Genomic DNA, 19,135 nt, shown 5'->3' with positions numbered 1-19,135 from the left:
CACGCCGGGCCCAATATCGACCGAAACATGAATCAAAAGCTAGGCGGGACAGATCCATTCTATGGGCAAGGCTAGAGAGACGCTGCACTCCGATCAAGTACGGACCGTACCCAAGTGCTACGGCAACGAGGGACCCAGGTCGGTGGCCGTTCAGCACGGCGCCTGCCGGTTCGCTGCGCAGGACGGGAGTCGCTGATGCGTCCGCTCGCCGTCTTGAACGCCATCGTGTTCGGCTCGGCCGCCGCGATTACCTTCGGCCTGCTAGGTGTGGTGGTCATTTTCCTGGTCCTCAAGGGGAGCAACCCGGCAATGAGCAGTGAGTTTCCCGCGCTCTTACGCAGTAGCGCGGTGTTCGCCGTGCTTGCGGCGGTGTCGGGGGCGAGCCTGTTCGCGCTGCTCAAGACGCTCAAATGGCGCTGGGCGGCGCAACTCGCGATGTGGGCGGTGGTGGCCGGCATCGGCATCCTGTACTGGCCCGAATAGCGGCCAGACTGCGCCGACGGGGCGGGATTTGCCCCCGAATCCACCCGGGGACAAACCCTCAATTCGACCTGGGAGCCGCGGTTGCGGCTAGCGGCGGATGACCCGCTCCCAGGCGTTATTGCGTTCGAAGGAACCGCTGTTGTAGGGATCGAAACCACTTTTGACCTTGTCGGCCACCTTGTCGGCATGGATACCACGTTTGGCCGTGCCGATCTTGGACGAGCCGGACCTAGCTAAGCCGGATTGGGGCGAACCTTTCACAGACCGGACAGGCCGCGGCGAGGGCTGCGCGTAGCGCGGCTCATCGTCATCGTGCACCTTCCGGCCGCCGAACCAACGGGCGAACCAAGCGCGCATTCTTCTTCCCAAGCAAAGTGTAAAAAAATCCAACAGAATCTTTGTATTTTCAAACGCTTGCAGCCTACACGCCGGGTCGCGGCGCGCGGCATTTCTTGACCCGGAACTGTGAACTGGGTCACATGGCTCCGGCATTGAATTCGCTGGGGCGGAAACCGTGGATTCGAGCGGGGTCATTCCCCGCCCATGCGGGGCTCGACGCGAGACCGGCCGGCCGGACGCTTCGCTTCCTTCGGTTCCTTCCTGACCGGCGCGCGATGGCGCGGACTCGGGGCAGGTTCGTCTTCGACATCCTCGCCCGTGGTGGGTTCAGCTTTCACGCCGATGAAAATCGCGCGCAACAGATAGATCAGCAGCACGGGACCCAAGGCGAGGCTCCAGGCGCGACCGGAGGCGTCGGCCAGGTCGCCGAAGAAGTCGACGTAGAACGTGCTCAGACCCGCGTTTTCCCCGTAGGCGCCGAGCAGCGCCGAGCCCACCCAGAAGATCAGCGCCGGCAGCACGAACAGTCCGAACGCGAGCCACAGGCTGCCGAAGATCACCTCGAAGCGCAGACGACGGTGGCGGCGCTCCTCCTCGGACAGAGCGTCATCGTCGCTGGTATGGGCGGCTGCGTTCATGCGGTGAGTATCAAGTCCCGTATGCAGATAAAAATTTCCGCGCATCTTATCATCGCGCTCTTTTTCATGGGCTGAGGTAGCCAATGTCAGAAGCAACCCACGCGCCGCTACGCACCGCCGTCATTGGCGTTGGTTACCTGGGCCGGTTTCATGCGCAGAAGTACGCGCAGATTCCTGGTTCGAAGCTGGTGGCCGTGGTGGATGCAAACGTCGAGGCCTGCGCCAAGGTCGCCGCCGAATTGGGCGTGCGAGCGGTGCATGACTATCGCGAGCTCTTTGGCGCGGTGGATGCGGTGAGTGTCGCGGTGCCGACCCCGTTGCATCACAAGATCGGCTGCGAGTTGCTCAGGCAGGGCATCGACGTGCTGATCGAAAAGCCCATCGCGACCACCGTCGCCGAAGCGCGCGAACTGGTGGAGCTCGCGCGAACCTACGAGCGCATCCTGCAGGTCGGGCATTTGGAGCGTTTCAATCCCGCCGTGCTCGCCGCAGCGGCGCGCCTGCATACGCCGCGCTTCGTCGAATCACATCGCCTGGCGCCGTTCAAACAACGCGGCACGGATGTGAGCGTCGTGCTCGATCTCATGATTCATGACATCGATTTGATTCAGGAGCTGGTGGGCACGCCCATCGAAAGCATCGACGCCGTCGGCGCGACGGTTTTCTCTGGCGAGATCGACATCGTGAACGCGCGGCTGCGCTTCCAGGGCGGCTGCGTCGCGAACACCACGGCGAGCCGCATCAGCCTCAAGCAGGAGCGCAAGATTCGCATCTTCCAGGACGACGCGTATCTGTCCGTCGACATGCAACAGAAGATTCTCACCGTCATCAAGAAGAAGGAGGGTGAGGCGCCCGTCGAGTCACCCGCCCAGGTGTCGATTGAAGAGCAATCCTTCGATCAGGGCGACGCGCTGCTCGCCGAGATCGAAGCGTTCCTGAAGTCGGTGCGTGAGCGCAGTACGCCAGTCGTCACCGGTGAAGACGGACTGCGTGCGCTCGAGACGGCGATGAAGATCACGGCTCTCGTTCAACCACAGGCTTCGTGAGCTCTTCCCGCCGCAGCGATTGCACGGGCTTGCCGGCCACCTGCTGAGCCACTTCCTGCAGTTCGGTCAGGCTGATCTCGCCGCGCTTCGCGGCGAGCTTGCGGGCGACATCATCGAGGCTCGCGGTGTTGTTGGTCAGACTGCGAATCTCCGCATCGACCTGTTGAAACACCAGCACGGCGCGGGCAGTGGTCGCCCCCGTCGAGCTCTTGCCGAACAGCGTCGGCGCGCGTCGCGCCCATTTCTTGAGGTTCTCGACCGCCTGCTCGTAACGGTTCTGGCCGATGCCGCCGGAGCGACGTAACGTCTGGATGGAATAAAACTCCGCGAGCCCTTCGACGATCCAGTCGCTTTCCTTATCGCCACGAATCCCGAGCGCCACGTGCACCAGTTCGTGTAGCAGGGGGCTCGTGCGGTTCTCGCTGATCAGCGGCCGGTCCGAATGCAAAAAGATCGAGCCCGGACCGGACAGGCCCCCACGCCACATCGGATCGCCGGCGGAGACGATCAAGAGGCGCTTGGGAAAGTCCGGAAACACTTCCAGCAGCTTCGGGAGATTCCAGTTGATGAAGGCGAGGGCGTCCTGGCGCCGGGCGCTGTCGCCTTCGGGGGCTGCGATCACGGCGTTCACGTGCTGGATGCGCTCGCTGCGCACGCCGATCTTGCCGACCAGCATCCAGCCCTCCGGCTCATCGAAGCGGCGCTTCGGATCGTCGATGCGAAAGCGCTCCTCGCCAGAGGAGGCATAGGGCGTGACGGCCGACCAGCCCTTGGGCAGATCGAATTCGATCGTGGTGCGCGAACGCAGATTGCGTGCCGCCGTCACTCGTGTGCTGGGCGCAAGCTTATCGCCACGGAAGAGCGCCCAGTTCGGCGTGATGTACGAATCGTAGCTGCCCGAGGAGCGCTGATGATTCACCACGAACTCGTAGCTCAGGCTCGAGCGATTGCCCTGCGGACGCCACGTCACCTCATCGTCCGTGACCTCGATCGGTTCGCTCGAGCGGAAGTTGCGATAGCGCTTGGGGTCGATGCGCAACACCACCTTGCTCGGCAGCTTCTCGCCAGCAAGATCGAGCTGCACCTGGGCGTGCGGGATCCCCGGCTTGAAGGCGGCCCGGTAGGTCGCGTCGTAGTAGGCGACTTTGGCTGCGAGGGCGGCGGGAGCGGCTGTCAGCAGCGCAAGCCACATGAACAGCGCTACCGGTCGTCGGGCCGTGTGTGGGATCAACTGTAGGCTCAACTCTGGGCTCAACTCGGGGCCTCTCCTGTCGAGGCCATAGTTTAGTCGGGGAGGGCGCCTTGCTGCGGGCGAATGACACCTTTTTGACAGAACTCCGACGCCAACCTGACGAAACCGGCCCTTGTGTGAACCCGTTTGGCGTTAGCTCCGCAATGACGGTAGGATGCGTCGCCATGTGAATGTCTTTACGCACTTTCCGTCATGTCTCCGCATGGCGGCAGGTTCCGTGTGACATGCCCTGATCGTCTTGCCGAAAAAGATGGGCTATCCCTGCGGCGCGCTCATTCAACGAATGAGTGGCCGTAACGTTGAATGGCCAGAATGACGAGTGGGGACGAGCAGAGACCACGAGGAATTACGGACGATGTCCGCGACCCTGTCCGCGACGTTCAGAACATTGCTGGTGAGCAGCTCCGACACGAGTCGGACGCTGCTGCATCGATTGCTTGACGGCTCCGACATCGTCATCGACGACATGGTCGAGCCCGATCAGGTGATCGCGAGCGTCGCACGGCGCGCGCCCGATCTCATCGTCATCGATGTCGAAGCGGACGCCACCACGCTCACTCGCGTGTGCGGCGTGCTCAAAGCCAATCCCACGACCTTGCTGGTGCCGCTGGTTGGCCTCGCCAAGTCCGCGAAACAGCGCCTGCTCGCGTTCGAGGCGGGCGTCGATGACTTCCTCACGCATCAAGTACGCCGGGACGAATTCATGGTCCGCGTGCGCTCGTTGTTGAAGGTGAGCGCCGCGCGCCGTCAGTTGGCGGCCGAGCAGCTGGCCGATGAGGTGAAGCGCCGCGAGCTGATTCGCGCCGCCTTCCGTCGCTATATCTCTCCGAAGCTCGCCGATCAGATTCTCGCGAGCCCCGAGCTGCTCGATTCGATGTTCGCCGGCACCAACAAGCGCACGCAGGTCGCGGTGATGTTCGCCGACATGCGCGGTTTCACGGCGCTCTCCGAGCGGCTCAATCCCGAGCAGGTGGTCGAGCTGCTGAACGAATTCTTCAAGCTCTTGACCGACATCACCTTCGAATACGAAGGCACGGTGTTCAGCATGGCGGGCGACAGCTTGCTGGTCGGCTTCGGCGTGCCGGTCGCGCAGGAAGACGGCGCCGAGCGCGCCATTCTCGCCGCCAAGCTCATGCTCGAGCAGTTCGCCTCGCTCGCGCATCGCTGGACGCAGCGCTATGGGGTCGAGACCGGGCTCGGTATCGGCATCAATGTGGGCGAGGTGATCGCGGGCAATGTCGGCTCGCCCTCGTACATGAACTACACCATCATCGGCGACACGGTGAACGTCGCTTCCCGGCTCGGTCAGCGCGCCCGGGCAGGGGAGATGTTGTTCTCCGATGCGGTAAAGACGTTGCTCGACAAGCGCGGCGTCGATGTGGGCGCGATGCCATTGCCCTCGCTGGTGCTGCGAGGTCGCTCGAGCCCCATCGGCATCTTCTGCGTGCCGACCGCCAGCAACGAGCGTCTGGATTTCCGTCCGAACTGACCCCGAGCGTCACGCCGGGGCGTATTTCCTCGCAAGCTTCAGATCCTCGACGAACTGGGCAAACGCAGCGTCGCGATCCTCATCGGGCACTCTTAATAGATAAGACGGATGCACCGTCACGATCACATCCGCCGTGATCTCGCTCGCCAATGTTTTGTCCTTGATGACGTGACCGCGGTTCTTGCCGATCGCGGTGGCGCGCCCGAACACCGCACGCGCCGCTGTCGCACCCATGGCGATGACGAGCTCTGGTTCGATGATGCGCAGCTCGTTATCCAACCATTGCTGCTGACACACCGAGATTTCCTGCTCGTTGGGTTTTTTGTGGATGCGACGTTTGCCGCGCGGCTCGAACTTGAAATGTTTGACGGCGTTGGTGACATACGTCGCCTCGCGCTCGACGCCGGCTTCCTCCAGAGCGCGATCCAATAACTTGCCAGCGGGTCCCACGAACGGTTTGCCGGCGAGATCTTCACGGTCACCGGGTTGTTCACCGATCAGCACGATGCGCGCAGCCGCACGGCCTTCGCCGAACACCGTCTGTGTGGCGTTCTTCCAGAGTGGACAGGCACGGCAATGCTCGGCCTCTTCGCGCAACGCGTTGAGTGACCGTGCGAGTGGCCGGGCGGTCGCCGTCGGTGATCGAGACTCACCACGTGCGCTCTTCTTTGCAGGCGCGCGACGTGGAGCTCTCGTCGATGGGGTTGGGTGGATCATGCCGTGCATCCGTCCATGCAGACGCATGCTGGAACGGGCATCCACTCGCATCGGTTCCGAGCGATGCGGACCGCGTCAGAGGATTGCCGGCGTGCGGCTAGGCTTCGTCGATGGACTCGTCGTCGCTGCCGGTGCCGTCGTCGTCCATGCCGATCTCGTAGTCGTCGAAATCGGACAGCTGCGCGGCGGTTTCGCGTTCTTCGCGAATGCGCTCGAGCCTGCGCCACGCGGGCTCGCCAGCCTTCGTGACGTTTTTCTTGCGCTTGTCGATGTCCGCGATCAGATGATCGACATCGAGGTCTTCGGACTCGACGGCGCCGCCGTCGTCCTCTTCATCGTCGAACTCTTCGGATTCCGGCTTCTCGCTCATCGACTGCGATCCCGCAATTTGCCGCAGCGCCCCAGGGTGAGTTATGGCGCGAGTATATAGAGGGAACGCTGCACTCTCGCAATAGCGTCTTTGCCAATTCGGTGAACCGGTCGGCGCCCGGCCGTCCTCGGCCGAGACGCATTGGTCATTTAATCAACGTATTGAGCTGGAAAATTGGCAGCAGCATGGCGAGCACGATGATCAGCACCATGCCACCCATGAACAGGATCATCAGGGGTCCGAGCAGGCCCACCGCCGCGGTCAGGATCGAGTCCATCTCGCGCTCCTGGTTGGTGGCCGCGCGGTCCAGCATGGTTTCCAGCTCGCCGCTGCTCTCGCCGCTCGAGATGAGGTGGATCATCATCGGTGGGAATATCTTCGCGGTGCCCAGCGATTTGCCAATGGGCGCGCCTTCGCGCACGCGCGTGGCGGCATCCTGAACGGCGTCGCGCATCGGCAGGTTCGTGACGACTTCGCCGGAGATGCGCAGCGCTTCGAGCACTGGCACCGCACTCGAGGTCAATGTGGAGAAGGTGCGCGCGAAACGCGCAGTGTTCGAACCACGCACCACTTTGCCGAACAAGGGCAGACGCAGCAGTGTGGCATGAAAGCGGCGTCGCGCATTGGGATCGCGCAACCAGCGCCTGAAGCCCATGACGGCGAGTACGATTCCGACCACGAGCAACCAGCCCCAGTCGCGCAGAAAGTCGGAGATCGCGATCAAACCTTGCGTGAGCATGGGCAGCTCGGTCTTGGAATTCTCGAACTGCTTGACGATCTTTGGCACCACGAAGGTGAGCAGCAGGGCGACGATCGAGATACACACGATGAACAGCAAAACCGGATACAGCATCGCGTTCACGGTGCGGCTGCGCAGTTGCTCGCGATTCTCGGTGTAGTCGGCGAGTCGCTCCAGCACCGTGTCGAGATGGCCCGACTGTTCGCCGGCCGCGACGGTTGCGATGTAGAGCTCTGGGAATACGGTAGGAAAATCAGACAAGCCGTCGGCGAGCGTGTGACCTTCCATCACCTTCGCGCGCACACCCATGACGATGCTGCGCACTCGCGGCTTCTCGGTCTGCTCTGACACCGCGGCCAGGGCTTCTTCCAGCGGCAGACCTGAGCGCACGAGCGTCGCGATCTGTCGTGTCAGCAGTGCGAGATCGGCAGCCGAGACGCCGCGCTTGAGCGTAAAGCGCGACTCACGCTGTTTCTGCTCGCTCTGAGAGACCTCACTGACCGTGAGCGGCAACAGCGCCTGATCGCGCAGCAACTGGCGCACCTGCCTGGCGGTATCGCCTTCCAGCACGCCTTTGCGCTCGCGGCCGGCAGCATCGACCGCGGTATATTCGAAAGCACCCATAGTTATTTAATCTTCGCGCGTGACACGCAGCACTTCTTCCACCGTGGTCACGCCCGAGAGCACCTTGGATCGACCGTCATCGCGAATGCTCGGGGTGAGGGTGCGGGCGTAACGTTCCAGCTCCTGCTCGCTTGCACCATCGTGGATCATGGTGCGCATGGTGTCATCCACCAGCACCAGCTCGTAGATGCCGGTTCGACCTTTGAAGCCCTGGGTTGCATCCGCGCCCGGCCGATACAACGTGGGTGAGGGTGCATTCTCTGGCACATTGAGCAGACGACGCTCGTATTCACCGGCGGGATACGCTTCGCGTGTCTCGGGATTCAGCACGCGCACCAGGCGCTGCGCCAGCACGCCGATCAAGCTCGATGACAAGAGGAAGGGCTCGACGCCCATGTCGCGCAGACGCGTGACTGCGCCGACCGCGGTGTTCGTATGCAACGTTGAGAGCACCAGGTGACCCGTCAGAGAGGCTTGCACGGCGATGTGCGCCGTTTCCAGGTCACGAATTTCGCCGATCATCACCACGTCCGGGTCCTGACGCAGGATGGCGCGCAGGCCGCGCGCGAAGGTCATCTCGACCTTGGTGTTCACCTGGGTCTGGCCGATGCCGTCGATGTAATACTCGATCGGATCTTCGACGGTGAGAATGTTGCGCGTGTTGTCGTTGATCCGCTCGAGCGCGGAGTACAGCGTGGTCGTCTTACCCGAACCGGTGGGGCCGGTCACGAGGATGATGCCGTGAGGCTTGTGGATCAGCTCGTCGATGAGTTTCTGCGAGCGTGGATCCATGCCGAGCGCATTCAACTCGAGCCGGCCGGCCTGTTTGTCGAGCAAACGTAACACCACGCGCTCGCCGTGACCTGCGGGGATCGTCGAGACGCGAACGTCGACGGCACGACCCGCGACGCGCAGCGAGATGCGACCGTCTTGAGGCAAGCGCTTCTCGGCGATGTCGAGCTTCGACATGACCTTGATGCGCGATACGACGAGCTGCGCGACCGCGCGCTTCGACTGCAACACTTCGCGCAACACGCCATCGACGCGGAAGCGCACGACGAGGCGATTCTCGAACGGCTCGATGTGAATGTCGGAGGCGTTGTCCTTGACCGCCTGGGTGAGAATGGCGTTGATCAGTTTGATGATCGGCGCCTGATCGTCGCTTTCGAGCAGGTCCGAAGGCTCGGGCAGATCCTGCGCGAGATGCGCAAGATCGGTGTCTTCCTCGACACCGGCGCCGGCCGCCTGCATGGCCGAGTTGCCGGCCTCGTACTGCTGACGCAGCAGCTGATCGAATGTTTCGGCTTCCACGCGGCGCAGCTGCAAGGGCACGCCGAGCACACGACGCAATTCGGCGATGGCCGAAGGATGCGCGCCGGGGCGATACACCGCTTCGGCGGCTGTTTCGTTGACCTTCTGCACCAGCACGCCGTGGCGTTTGCAGAACGTGAACGATAGTGCCGATGCTGATACTGGAGCTGTCGTCGCGCCACGCGCGACGACGGGAGTTTCAACTTGTGCGCTCATGACAGCGGGTCCTTGGCTGCAGCGGAGTCAATCACGGCCTCGGTTGTTGCGGAGGCGGTTGCTGCTCCGGCAGCGGTTGAGTTTCGGCCGGCGGCGGTTGCTCGCGCTCGGTGCCCGGTGTGGGCTCCTCGGCGCCGGCGGTCGGATCGGCGTACTTGGACAGATCCTCGATCGGCGGCAAGAGCGGCTGCTTCTCTCCCGGCAGCAACGTGACCTTGCCTTTCTTACGCTGCAGCTGCTGATTACGCAGCACGTTGTACTTGGCGTTGGTCTCGATCGCCGCGGCCACGCCGTCGCGCAAGATGGTCGGACGGATGAACACCATCAGATTGCGCTTTTCCTTGGAGCCATTTCGAGTCTTGAACAACTCACCGATGATCGGAATATTGCCGAGGATGGGCACGCGCGCCTCGCCCTCGTTGGCGCTGTCGGTGATCAGGCCGCCGAGCACGATCATGCCGCCGTCCTCGACCAGCACCGTCGTGGAGATGGTGCGCTTGTTGGTGATGAGGTCGACCGCGCCCGTCACGCCTTGCGTGAGGTTCGAGTTCTCCTGCTCGATCTTCAACTGCACCGCCGTGCCTTCGTTGATCTGCGGCGTGATCTTGAGAATGTTGCCGACCTCTTCGCGCTGAATGGTCTGGAACGGATTGACCGCGCCCTGATTGGTGGTGCCGGTGTTGGTGTACTGGCCGGTGATGAACGGCACTTCCTGCGCGACCTTGATCTCGGCCTCTTCGTTATCCAGGGTCGTGATCGAGGGCGTCTGCAGGATGTTGCTGCTGCCATCGTTACGAAGCGCGCGCAACAGCACGGCGAAGTTCAAGCCGCCTTCTTCGATCATGCCGGCGCCGAGCGTCAAGCCCGTGGGCAGCGTCACGTTGCCGGATTCCAAAGAGTCTGGATCGATGATGGCGGAGGCGAGGCTGCCCAAGCTCGTGCCGCCGACCGTCTGGTTGAACGTGCCGATGGGAATCGTGGTGCCTTCTTCTTCGCTGAAGACCGCCCAGTTCACGCCGAGCTCCGCGGCGCGCGAGGTGGTGATCTCGACCAAGATCGCTTCGAGATGCACCTGCGCGCGGCGGATGTCGAGCTTGTCCACCACCGAGAGGATCTGCCGCATCATCTTGGGTGCGGCGGTGATCACGAGCGCGTTGGTTTGTTTGTCGGCCCAGATGGTGGTGTTGCGATCCTGAGCGGCGGCAGGGGCAGCAGCGGCGGCGCCACCGCCCGGTGCGCCGGGGGCGGCCTGCGTGATGCCCGTCACTTGTTCCTTGAGCTTGCCGGCGAGCTGCTCGGCGTCGGCGTAATTGAGATAACGCACCTGCGTGTCGCCGCCGGCTTCGAGCGGCGTGTCCAGATGCATCACGAGGCCCTTCAGGCGCAGGCGCTGCCCTTTCTCCCCGGAGATGAGCACGCTGTTGGTGCGATCGTCGGCCACGAGCTTGGCCTGCATGCCAGGCGCTTCACCCTGCTGTTGGGCGCCCTGCGACAGCGCGTTCACCACACGCACGATCTCCGAAGCGCTCGCGTTCTCGAGACGCACGATTTCGATCTCTTCATCGCCCGCCTGATCGAGGCGCTGCACGATGCGCATGATGCGCGAGATGTTGTTGGCCCGGTCCGAGATGATCAGCATGTTCGAAGCGGGGTAGGCGACCAGATGTCCGTTCTGCGGGATCAAGGGACGCAGCACCGGCACGAGCTGCGCCGCGTTAATGTTACGAACCGAGATCACCTGCGTGACGATTTCGTCCGACTCGGGGTTCACGTTGTTCGGCAGATCGTTGCCCGGGATCTGACGCGCATTGGCGTCGGGCAGGATCTTGATGTTGTCGCCGCTCGGCACCGCGATGAACCCATGCACCTGCAGGATGGACAGGAACGTTTGATAGAACGCATCCGGCGTCATCGGCGTCGAGGAGCGGATGGTCACTTGCGCTCGCACGCGCGGATCGACGATGAACGTCTTGCCGGTGATGGTCGCGACCGCGTCGATGATTTCCGTCAGCTCCGCGTCACGAAACGCCGGCGTGATGGTCGCTTGCGGTGAGGGCTGCTGCTGTTGCGCCGACGCCGACATGCACGTGAGCAGGCACGTCAACGAGAGCGCGAGGAGACCGGAGCGTTTGCCGCTGAGCGCGCTCGCCGGCTTCCCTGCTTGGTAGGTTGGAGAGATCGTCATGGACGGTCCTTGACTGTGCAAAGGCGTACGTTCGTTCTTGAGCTGCAACCGCTCATTCGGCGGGCGGCTGCGGCATGTTCGGGCGTTGTCCGGGTCGCGGCGTCGGGCTGGCGTTCGGATCAGGCACGCTCACCTGCGCCATGTTCAACGTCAGCTCCTGCGACTGACCGTTGCGTTCCACCGTCACCGTGACCCGATCGGCGCTGCCGATGGTGTTGAAAATTTCCATGCCGCGCTGAGGATCGTCGAGCGGCGTGCCGTTGATCGAGAGCACCAGATCGCCGGGCACGAGCCCGAGCTTGCTGAACTGCGCACGATTGCGGCCGGGATAGACGCGATAGCCGCGTTGTACGCCGTTGGCGAACACGGGCTGCGGACGGATGACTTCGGCGAACGCGCTCGGGTTGGTCTCCGCCATGCGTCGCAGATTCTCCACGGCTTGATTCTGCGGCGGCGGCGCAGGGCGATTGACGGCGAGCAGCGCGCCCGAGCCGCGCTTGGGCAGCGACAGTGCTTCCAGGTTGCCGTTGCGGTCGAGAATGACGCGGTCGATATACACGGCGTGCAATTTGGTGCCGGGGCGCACCGTGCCGCCGACGGCGAATACTTTTGCCGACTGCGCCGACTCGCCGATGATGGCCAGGCCCTTTGCCGGATCCTCCGAAGCGAATACTGCCGACAACACCAAATTCATCTGGGTCGCAGGGGCGTTGGCCGCATCGGGTTGGGTTTCGACCGCCGCCACGTCGAACAGGTGCGCGTTCACGATTGCCTGAATGTCCACGCCGCTGCGCACGGGGGCCACGTTGACCGGCGGCGGCGCGGTCGCCGGCAGCGGCTGCGGGCCGCGATCGAGCAGCAGCCAGGTGAGCTGAACGAGCTGCCACGCGATGGCGATCACGAGCACCACCATCACGACCTGCGGAGCGGTGTGCGACACGCGGTCGAGCCACTGCTGCGGCGTCAGGTTCTGAAATTCGTGCAATTTGGCGGACAAGGGCATCGTTCGAATACGTGACCAGTGCGGCGGTTGTAGTAACGGCTTTTCATCCACCCATTCGCAGCCGGTGGCGGTTCAGTGCTGGTTGGGCAGCGAACCGGTCTACCGAATGGCCCGACCCGACGGGCTTGCCCGGCCGACCATGGCCCGACATGATACGGAGTGGCGTTAGTTTCTCACAAGAGATTGTTCCCACTGCAGAAAACACTGTCGCAAATGCCCGAATTCCGGGCCGTGGTGACGGCGTCGGCCGACACGAACGGACGCGAACGATGATAGTCCTCGGCCGTCGCGCCGTCGTGACGCGTCGCCGCGCCCCGCTCGAGTAATGGCGCTTGGACCGCCTCGGACGGGCGAAGTGCGGTGCGATAGGTGCTGCCTTGTAATGTCCGAGGAACCCCCCTATAAAGAGTGCGAACTGGTGGCGCGTTAAGTTGATGACGGAAGAGAGCACACGGCATGAGCGGGAACTGGTCGCCGAGGAAGCGGAGCCCAAGCTCAAGCGACCTCCGTTGTATCAGGTGGTCCTGCTGAACGACGACTACACGCCGATGGAGTTTGTTGTCGACGTGCTGGAACGTATTTTCGGCATGGATCGTACGACCGCCACGCGCGTTATGCTTGAAGTGCATACCAAGGGCAAAGGGGTGTGCGGCGTCTTCACTTTCGAAATCGCCGAGACCAAGGTCGCGCAGGTGACCACATACGCGCGTCAGCACCAGCATCCTCTGTTATGCACGATGGAAGAAACGTGAAGCCGTTCACCGCATCCGTTCGTGTGCCAATCCAGGTTGCACAGGTCAGCCTGGAAACCGTTGAGGGCGTGGCACCGAACCTCCGGCGCAAGCGGCGGTCCATTTATTAGGTATTGGTGAGAGTCAGTCCGTGTTAAGCAGCGAACTCGAAATCTGTCTCAACGAGGCTTTCCAGTCGGCGCGCGAAGCGCGGCACGAGTTCATGACCGTCGAGCATCTGCTGCTCGCGATCGTGGACACGCCGAAAGTCCGGGAAATCCTCCGAGCCTGCGGCGCGGATGTCGCCCGGCTGCGCAAGGACCTGAAGGATTTCATCGATCAGACCACACCCCGGTTAAAGGATGATGACGACCGCGAGGTGCAGCCGACGCTGGGCTTCCAGCGCGTCCTGCAGCGCGCGGTGTTCCACGTGCAGTCGAGCGGCAAGAAGGAAGTGACCGCGGCCAACGTGCTGGTCGCGATCTTCAGCGAGAAGCACTCGCACGCCGCCTATCTGCTGTCCATGCAGGACGTGGCGCGGCTCGACGTCGTCAACTACATCTCCCACGGCCTGTCCAAGATCGCCGAGGACCGTACCGACAAGGACGAAGCCTCGCCTGGGACCGAAGCCGAGCGCGGTGAGCCCGATGGCGGCACGGCGCTCGAGAAGTTCACCACCAATCTGAACAAGCAGGCGATGGAAGGGCGCATCGATCCGCTGATCGGTCGGCGCACGGAGATCGAGCGCACGGTCGAGATCCTGTGCCGTCGTCGCAAGAACAATCCGTTGTACGTGGGCGAGGCGGGCGTCGGTAAGACCGCGCTGGTCGAAGGTCTCGCTCGCATGATCGTCGAGGACAAAGTCCCCGACGTGCTCTCCGACAGCACCGTCTACTCGCTCGACATGGGCGCGCTGATCGCCGGCACCAAGTACCGCGGCGATTTCGAGAAGCGCTTGAAGAGCGTGCTCAGCGAGCTGAAAAAGAATCCGGGCTCGATCCTGTTCATCGACGAGATCCACACCGTCATCGGCGCGGGCGCCGCCTCCGGTGGCGTGATGGATGCATCCAACCTGATCAAGCCGGCGCTCGCGAACGGCGAGCTGCGTTGCATCGGCTCGACGACCTACACCGAATACCGCGGCATCTTCGAGAAGGACCATGCGCTCGCGCGGCGTTTCCAGAAGATCGACATCGTCGAGCCGACGGTGCCGGAGACGGTCGAGATCCTCAAAGGGCTGCGCACGCGCTTCGAAGAGCATCACAACGTGAAGTACGCCGATGACGCGCTCGCCGCGGCGGCGGAGCTCGCGGCTCGTCACATCAACGATCGTCAGTTGCCCGACAAGGCCATCGACGTGATCGATGAGGCCGGCGCGCGCCTGCGGCTGAAGCCCGAAGGCGAGCGCGAAACCACCGTCACCACGCAGATGATCGAAGACGTGGTCGCGCGCATCGCTCGCATTCCGCCGAAGAATGTCTCGACCTCCGACAAGGACGTGCTGAAGAATCTCGAGCGCAATCTCAAGCTCGTGATCTTCGGTCAGGATCCCGCCATCGAGTCGCTGGCCTCGGCGATCAAGATGTCGCGCTCGGGCCTCGGCGATCAGCGCAAGCCGGTGGGTTCGTTCCTGTTCGCAGGTCCGACCGGCGTCGGCAAGACCGAAGTCACGCGCCAGCTCGCGATCGCGCTCGGCGTCGAGCTGATCCGCTTCGACATGTCCGAATATATGGAGCGCCACACGGTGTCGCGTCTGATCGGCGCGCCTCCGGGCTATGTGGGCTTCGACCAGGGCGGCCTGCTCACCGAAGCCATCAACAAACATCCGCACTCGGTGCTGCTGCTCGATGAAGTCGAGAAGGCGCATCCGGATGTCTTCAACCTGCTGCTGCAGGTCATGGACCACGGCACGCTCACCGACAACAACGGCCGCAAGGCGGACTTCCGCCACGTGGTCATTGTCATGACGACCAACGCCGGCGCGTTCGAGATGAACCGTCCGTCGATCGGCTTCACGCAGCAGGACCACAGCACCGACGGCATGGAGGCGATCAAGCGATTGTTCTCGCCCGAGTTCCGTAACCGCCTGGACGGCATCATCCAGTTCAGCGGCCTGGATCCGCGCACGATTCAGCGCGTGGTCGACAAGTTGCTGGTCGAAGTCGAGGCGCAGCTGGAGCAGAAGGGCGTGCAGCTGCACATCGACGACGCGGCCCGCGAGTGGATGGCGCGCAAGGGCTACGATCCGAAGATGGGCGCACGGCCCATGGCCCGGGTCATCCAGGAAGCCATCAAGCGGCCGCTCGCCGAGGAGTTGTTGTTCGGACGACTGGTCGGCGGCGGTCACGCGTTCGTCACCGTCGGATCCGACGACAAGCTCAAAGTGGAAGCGCGCGCCGACTCGGAGCAGGCGCTGCTGGAAGAATCGAAGTAAGGAAAGCGGAAGCGGCCGCGTCAGCGGCCGCGGTACACGATGCGGCCCTTGGTCAGGTCGTAGGGCGTGAGCTCGACGGTGACCGCGTCACCCGTCAGGATACGGATATAGTTCTTGCGCATCTTGCCCGAGATGTGCGCAATCACGGTGTGGCCGTTGTTCAGCTGCACCTTGAATGTGGTGTTGGGCAGCGTATCGATCACGCGGCCTTCCATCTGAATCGCATCTTCTTTCGACATGCACTCTCTTAGACTGTCCGGCAGGGCCCACCGGCAAGGCGCGCGAATTGTGCATAAAGCCCCCAGGCATTGCAATTGACGCAAGCCCGTTGCCGTAGCCGTCCGCTGGCGACCCTGCTCGAAAAGCCGGGGCCGCCCTCATCTCGTCATACGTTCGCGGGCGGTGCTTCGTTCCCCAGCGGGACGGCTGCCTCATTCCAGTGCCCCGGCTCGAAGGGGCCGTTGACGTGCTCGGTGAGCGCCTCGGTGAACTGCGCCCGGGGGATCATCTGCGCCCCCAGGCTCATCAGATGCGGGGTCGACATCTGACAGTCGATCATGTGGAAGCCGCGGGCAAGCAGTTCTTCGCACAGGCGTTTCAGCGCCACTTTCGAAGCATCGCGCTCGGTGCTGAACATGGATTCGCCGAAGAACATGCGCCCCAGGGCGACGCCGTACAGGCCGCCGACGAGCTTGTCGTCCAGCCACGTTTCCACCGAGTGCGCGAAGCCCTGCTTGTGTAATTTGATGTAGGCCGCGCGCATTTCGGGTGACAGCCAGGTGCCGCCGGGACGCAGCTCGCTGCTGCCGCACGCACGGATCACGTCGCGAAACGCCGTATCCATGCGCGTGACGAAGCCACGATTGCGACTGGATTTGAGCAGACTGCGCGACACTTTGAGCTGATCGGGCATCAGCACCGCGCGCGGATCGGGACACCACCACAGGATGGGCTGGCCGCGCGAATACCACGGGAAAATGCCGCGGCGATACGCGGCGAGCAACCGCGTCGGTGACAAGTCACCGCCTGCCGCCAACAGGCCGTCCGGCTCGACCAGCGCGCGGTCGACCGGGGGGAAAGCGTCAGGGGAATCGTGCTCCGAAAGCCAAACGATGGAGCCGCGCATGGGTCAATGCCCGCATCTGGACTGCCACTGCCACCGCCACTTTCTCGTCCGTCTATTCGGGCTCTGCATGGTCCACCTCGCTTCCACCGCGATTGCGATGGAACGGCACGTGTTGCTCGACCTGCAGCATATATTGATCAATCGCCGCGCGCTCATCATTTAAGTAGTTGTCGATCGCGCGGCGAAACCGCGGGTCGGCGATCCAGTGCGCCGACCAGGTGGCCGTCGGTTCGAAGCCGCGCGGCACCTTGTGCTCGCCCTGCGTGCCGGGCTCGAAGTGCTGTAGTCCCTGCTCGATGCAGTACTCGATGCCCTGGTAGTAGCAGGTCTCGAAATGCAGGCTGTGGAAGTTGGCCGCCGCGCCCCAGTAGCGGCCGTAGAGCACCTGATCGCCGCGAAAGAAAATGGCCGTGGCGATGGGGTGACCCTGATATTCCGCGAGCTTGATCACGACCGCTTCGGGCATCACTTCGGACACCGTGCGGAAGAACTCGACGTTCAAGTAGTGCTCGTGGCCGTGGGATTCGAAGGTCGCGGCGGAAAAGCCGAACACGATGTTCCATAGCTTTGCATCCATGTCGGCGCCGGTGAGCGTGCGGAAGGTGACGCCGCCTTCGCGAACGCGTCTGCGCTCGCGCAACGCTTTCTTGCGTTTGTCGGCACGGAAGGTCGCGATGAAATCATCGAACGTCCGGTAGCCGCGGTTGTACCAGTGGAACTGGCAGTCCTTGCGCCACAGAAAAGCCTGACCCGAAAGCGCCGCGCGGTCTTCATCGGTGAGGAACAATAGATGCGCAGAGGACATGCGCTCTGCCTTCGCGTAGGTGAGCAGCTCCTGACTCAGGCGCACGCGCGCCTCGGGCGAGGCATTCGGCGAAAGCAGCAGGCGCGGCCCGGTCGCAGGCGTAAAGGGCGGCATGCTCACGAGTTTCGGGTAGTAGCGCAGACCCGCCTGATCGTAAGCGCGCGCCCAACTCCAATCGAAAACGAACTCGCCCCAGGAGTGGGCCTTGCGATACAGCGGCATCGCCGCGAGGAGTTCTCCGTCGCGCTCGATCACCAGATGGTTGGGCGACCAGCCGGCGGCTGCACCTACGCAGCCGGTGCGCTCGAGCGCGAGCAGAAACTCATGCCGAACGAACGGATTGCCCCCGAGCGCCAGCGCATTCCATTGCGCGGCGGGGAGGCGATCGATGCTGCTGACGAAGCGGGCTTGCAGAGTGGCTGCCATCAGCCCTTGAGATTAGCCGCATCGATCTGATCGAGATACTTGTCCGCATCGAGCGCCGCCATGCAGCCGGTGCCCGCCGAGGTGATGGCCTGACGGTACACGTGATCGGCCACGTCGCCGGCTGCGAACACGCCGGGGACGCTGGTCTGCGTGGCCATGCCGGTGAGGCCGGACTTCGTGATCAGATAGCCGCCCTTCATTTCGAGCTGACCTTCGAAGAGCTGCGTGTTCGGCGCATGGCCCACGGCGATGAACAAGCCGTGGATCTGCAGGTCCTTCTTGGGACCCCCGGCCACGGGCGCAAGACGCACGCCGGTCACGCCGCTGTCGTCGCCGAGCACCTCATCGACGTTGTGATTCCACACGATCGAAACTTTGCCGGCCTTCTCGCGTTCGAACAGGTGGTCCTGCAGGATCTTCTCCGAGCGCAGCTTGTCACGACGGTGCACGAGCGTGACGTGCGCGGCGATGTTCGAGAGGTACAGCGCCTCTTCGACCGCGGTGTTGCCGCCGCCGATGACCGCGACCTTCTGGTTCTTGAAGAAGAAGCCGTCGCAGGTGGCGCAGGCCGAAACGCCGCGGCCGCGATAGTTCTGCTCGGACTCGAGGCCCAGATACTTGGCGGTGGCGCCGGTCGCGATGATCAGCGCATCGCAGGTGTAGGCCCCGCGGTCGCCTTCGAGTCTGAACGGACGTTGCGACAGATCGACGCTATTGATGTGATCGTTCACGACCTCGGTGTTGAAACGCTCGGCGTGCTCGCGCATGCGTTCCATCAGCTTGGGACCGGTGAGACCGTGCGGATCGCCCGGCCAGTTGTCGACCTCGGTGGTGGTCATGAGCTGTCCGCCTTCCTCGAGGCCGGTCAAGAGCAGCGGCTTGCGATTGGCGCGCGCGGCGTAGACCGCGGCGGCGTAGCCCGCGGGGCCCGACCCCAGAATGATCAACCGGGAGTGGCGGGGAGTGGTCATGTATGATTCACCTTCACGGTCCTATAGCGTGGACGTAACAGTCTGACAATCTGTGAGGGCGAGGGCTGCCAATAGCAACGCCGCGCCGTTCGACCTGAACGGCAACCTGCGCCCGGGCGCGAATGGTATGAAATGCGCCCTGGCCCCGCCAAATAGACTGCCTCGATGCCGGTGATCGACGGACACTTACGAGGGCGCGCCCCAGCCGCGGCGTTCAGGTTTCGGCTTAG

At 63.2% G+C, this 19,135-nt stretch carries 18 protein-coding genes; 5 read left to right on the top strand and 13 right to left on the bottom strand.

Going from position 1 to position 19,135, the window contains the following annotated elements; translation table 11 throughout:
• The first annotated feature begins 195 nt into the window (after positions 1–195).
• Positions 196–483, top strand: a complete 288-nt coding sequence (locus tag VGD45_RS07355; protein ID WP_331154629.1) for a hypothetical protein — start codon at positions 196–198, stop codon at positions 481–483.
• An 87-nt stretch (positions 484–570) separates the two neighbouring features.
• On the opposite strand, the gene VGD45_RS07350 is transcribed toward VGD45_RS07355, so the two are convergent.
• On the bottom strand, positions 571–840 hold the full coding sequence (locus tag VGD45_RS07350; protein WP_331154628.1) for a hypothetical protein: 270 nt from the start codon (positions 838–840) through the stop codon (positions 571–573).
• A gap of 173 nt (positions 841–1,013) precedes the next feature.
• A complete protein-coding gene (locus VGD45_RS07345) occupies positions 1,014–1,556 on the bottom strand; it encodes a hypothetical protein (protein ID WP_331154627.1) in 543 nt (180 codons plus the stop codon).
• Between VGD45_RS07345 and VGD45_RS07340 the strand changes: the two genes are divergently transcribed.
• Complete coding sequence (locus VGD45_RS07340) at positions 1,544–2,506, top strand: Gfo/Idh/MocA family oxidoreductase (RefSeq protein WP_331154626.1); 963 nt, start codon at positions 1,544–1,546, stop codon at positions 2,504–2,506. The two genes, VGD45_RS07345 and VGD45_RS07340, sit on opposite strands and share 13 nt — an antisense overlap.
• On the opposite strand, the gene VGD45_RS07335 is transcribed toward VGD45_RS07340, so the two are convergent.
• On the bottom strand, positions 2,475–3,698 hold the full coding sequence (locus VGD45_RS07335) for a hypothetical protein (protein ID WP_331154625.1): 1,224 nt from the start codon (positions 3,696–3,698) through the stop codon (positions 2,475–2,477). The genes VGD45_RS07340 and VGD45_RS07335 overlap by 32 nt on opposite strands.
• 415 nt (positions 3,699–4,113) lie before the next feature.
• Between VGD45_RS07335 and VGD45_RS07330 the strand changes: the two genes are divergently transcribed.
• Positions 4,114–5,247, top strand: coding sequence for an adenylate/guanylate cyclase domain-containing protein (locus VGD45_RS07330; RefSeq protein WP_331154624.1), 1,134 nt, complete (start codon positions 4,114–4,116; stop codon positions 5,245–5,247).
• 9 nt (positions 5,248–5,256) lie between these two features.
• On the opposite strand, the gene VGD45_RS07325 is transcribed toward VGD45_RS07330, so the two are convergent.
• From VGD45_RS07325 to gspC, 6 genes are all read right to left on the bottom strand, one after another.
• Positions 5,257–5,964 (bottom strand): UdgX family uracil-DNA binding protein, encoded by a 708-nt coding sequence (locus VGD45_RS07325; protein ID WP_331154623.1) that lies wholly within the window; start codon positions 5,962–5,964, stop codon positions 5,257–5,259.
• A gap of 97 nt (positions 5,965–6,061) precedes the next feature.
• Complete coding sequence (locus tag VGD45_RS07320; RefSeq protein ID WP_331154622.1) at positions 6,062–6,334, bottom strand: hypothetical protein; 273 nt, start codon at positions 6,332–6,334, stop codon at positions 6,062–6,064.
• A gap of 145 nt (positions 6,335–6,479) precedes the next feature.
• On the bottom strand, positions 6,480–7,697 hold the full coding sequence (gene gspF / locus VGD45_RS07315) for a type II secretion system inner membrane protein GspF (RefSeq protein WP_331154621.1): 1,218 nt from the start codon (positions 7,695–7,697) through the stop codon (positions 6,480–6,482).
• A 6-nt stretch (positions 7,698–7,703) separates the two neighbouring features.
• Complete coding sequence (gene gspE / locus VGD45_RS07310; RefSeq protein ID WP_331154620.1) at positions 7,704–9,224, bottom strand: type II secretion system ATPase GspE; 1,521 nt, start codon at positions 9,222–9,224, stop codon at positions 7,704–7,706.
• Between the two features lie 31 nt (positions 9,225–9,255).
• On the bottom strand, positions 9,256–11,409 hold the full coding sequence (gene gspD / locus VGD45_RS07305) for a type II secretion system secretin GspD (protein ID WP_331154619.1): 2,154 nt from the start codon (positions 11,407–11,409) through the stop codon (positions 9,256–9,258).
• A gap of 52 nt (positions 11,410–11,461) precedes the next feature.
• Positions 11,462–12,406: a type II secretion system protein GspC gene (gene gspC, locus VGD45_RS07300; RefSeq protein WP_331154618.1), complete on the bottom strand. Its 945-nt coding sequence runs from the start codon at positions 12,404–12,406 to the stop codon at positions 11,462–11,464.
• 440 nt (positions 12,407–12,846) lie between these two features.
• Between gspC and clpS the strand changes: the two genes are divergently transcribed.
• Both clpS and clpA read left to right on the top strand, forming a co-directional pair.
• Positions 12,847–13,164 (top strand): ATP-dependent Clp protease adapter ClpS, encoded by a 318-nt coding sequence (gene clpS, locus VGD45_RS07295; protein ID WP_129645834.1) that lies wholly within the window; start codon positions 12,847–12,849, stop codon positions 13,162–13,164.
• 130 nt (positions 13,165–13,294) lie between these two features.
• Positions 13,295–15,577 carry an ATP-dependent Clp protease ATP-binding subunit ClpA gene (gene clpA, locus VGD45_RS07290; protein WP_331154617.1) on the top strand — a complete coding sequence of 761 codons (2,283 nt, stop codon included), beginning with the start codon at positions 13,295–13,297 and terminating at the stop codon, positions 15,575–15,577.
• Between the two features lie 20 nt (positions 15,578–15,597).
• Here the strand turns inward: clpA and infA are convergent, their stop codons facing one another.
• The 4 genes from infA to trxB all read right to left on the bottom strand — a co-directional run bounded on the left by infA (position 15,598) and on the right by trxB (position 18,905).
• Positions 15,598–15,816: a translation initiation factor IF-1 gene (infA, locus tag VGD45_RS07285; RefSeq protein WP_116810962.1), complete on the bottom strand. Its 219-nt coding sequence runs from the start codon at positions 15,814–15,816 to the stop codon at positions 15,598–15,600.
• Positions 15,817–15,962: 146 nt separating this feature from the next.
• Complete coding sequence (gene aat, locus VGD45_RS07280; protein WP_331154616.1) at positions 15,963–16,703, bottom strand: leucyl/phenylalanyl-tRNA--protein transferase; 741 nt, start codon at positions 16,701–16,703, stop codon at positions 15,963–15,965.
• A 52-nt stretch (positions 16,704–16,755) separates the two neighbouring features.
• Positions 16,756–17,934 (bottom strand): GNAT family N-acetyltransferase, encoded by a 1,179-nt coding sequence (locus tag VGD45_RS07275; protein ID WP_331154615.1) that lies wholly within the window; start codon positions 17,932–17,934, stop codon positions 16,756–16,758.
• Positions 17,934–18,905, bottom strand: a complete 972-nt coding sequence (trxB, locus tag VGD45_RS07270; RefSeq protein WP_331154614.1) for a thioredoxin-disulfide reductase — start codon at positions 18,903–18,905, stop codon at positions 17,934–17,936. The genes VGD45_RS07275 and trxB overlap by 1 nt, the downstream gene beginning before the upstream one ends.
• Between the last annotated feature and the right edge of the window lie 230 nt (positions 18,906–19,135).

It is taken from the genome of Steroidobacter sp. (assembly GCF_036402275.1).
Classification (GTDB): domain Bacteria; phylum Pseudomonadota; class Gammaproteobacteria; order Steroidobacterales; family Steroidobacteraceae; genus Steroidobacter.
The sequence above is the reverse complement of the archived record's forward strand: the minus strand, read 5'-3'. Positions and strand labels throughout refer to the sequence as shown.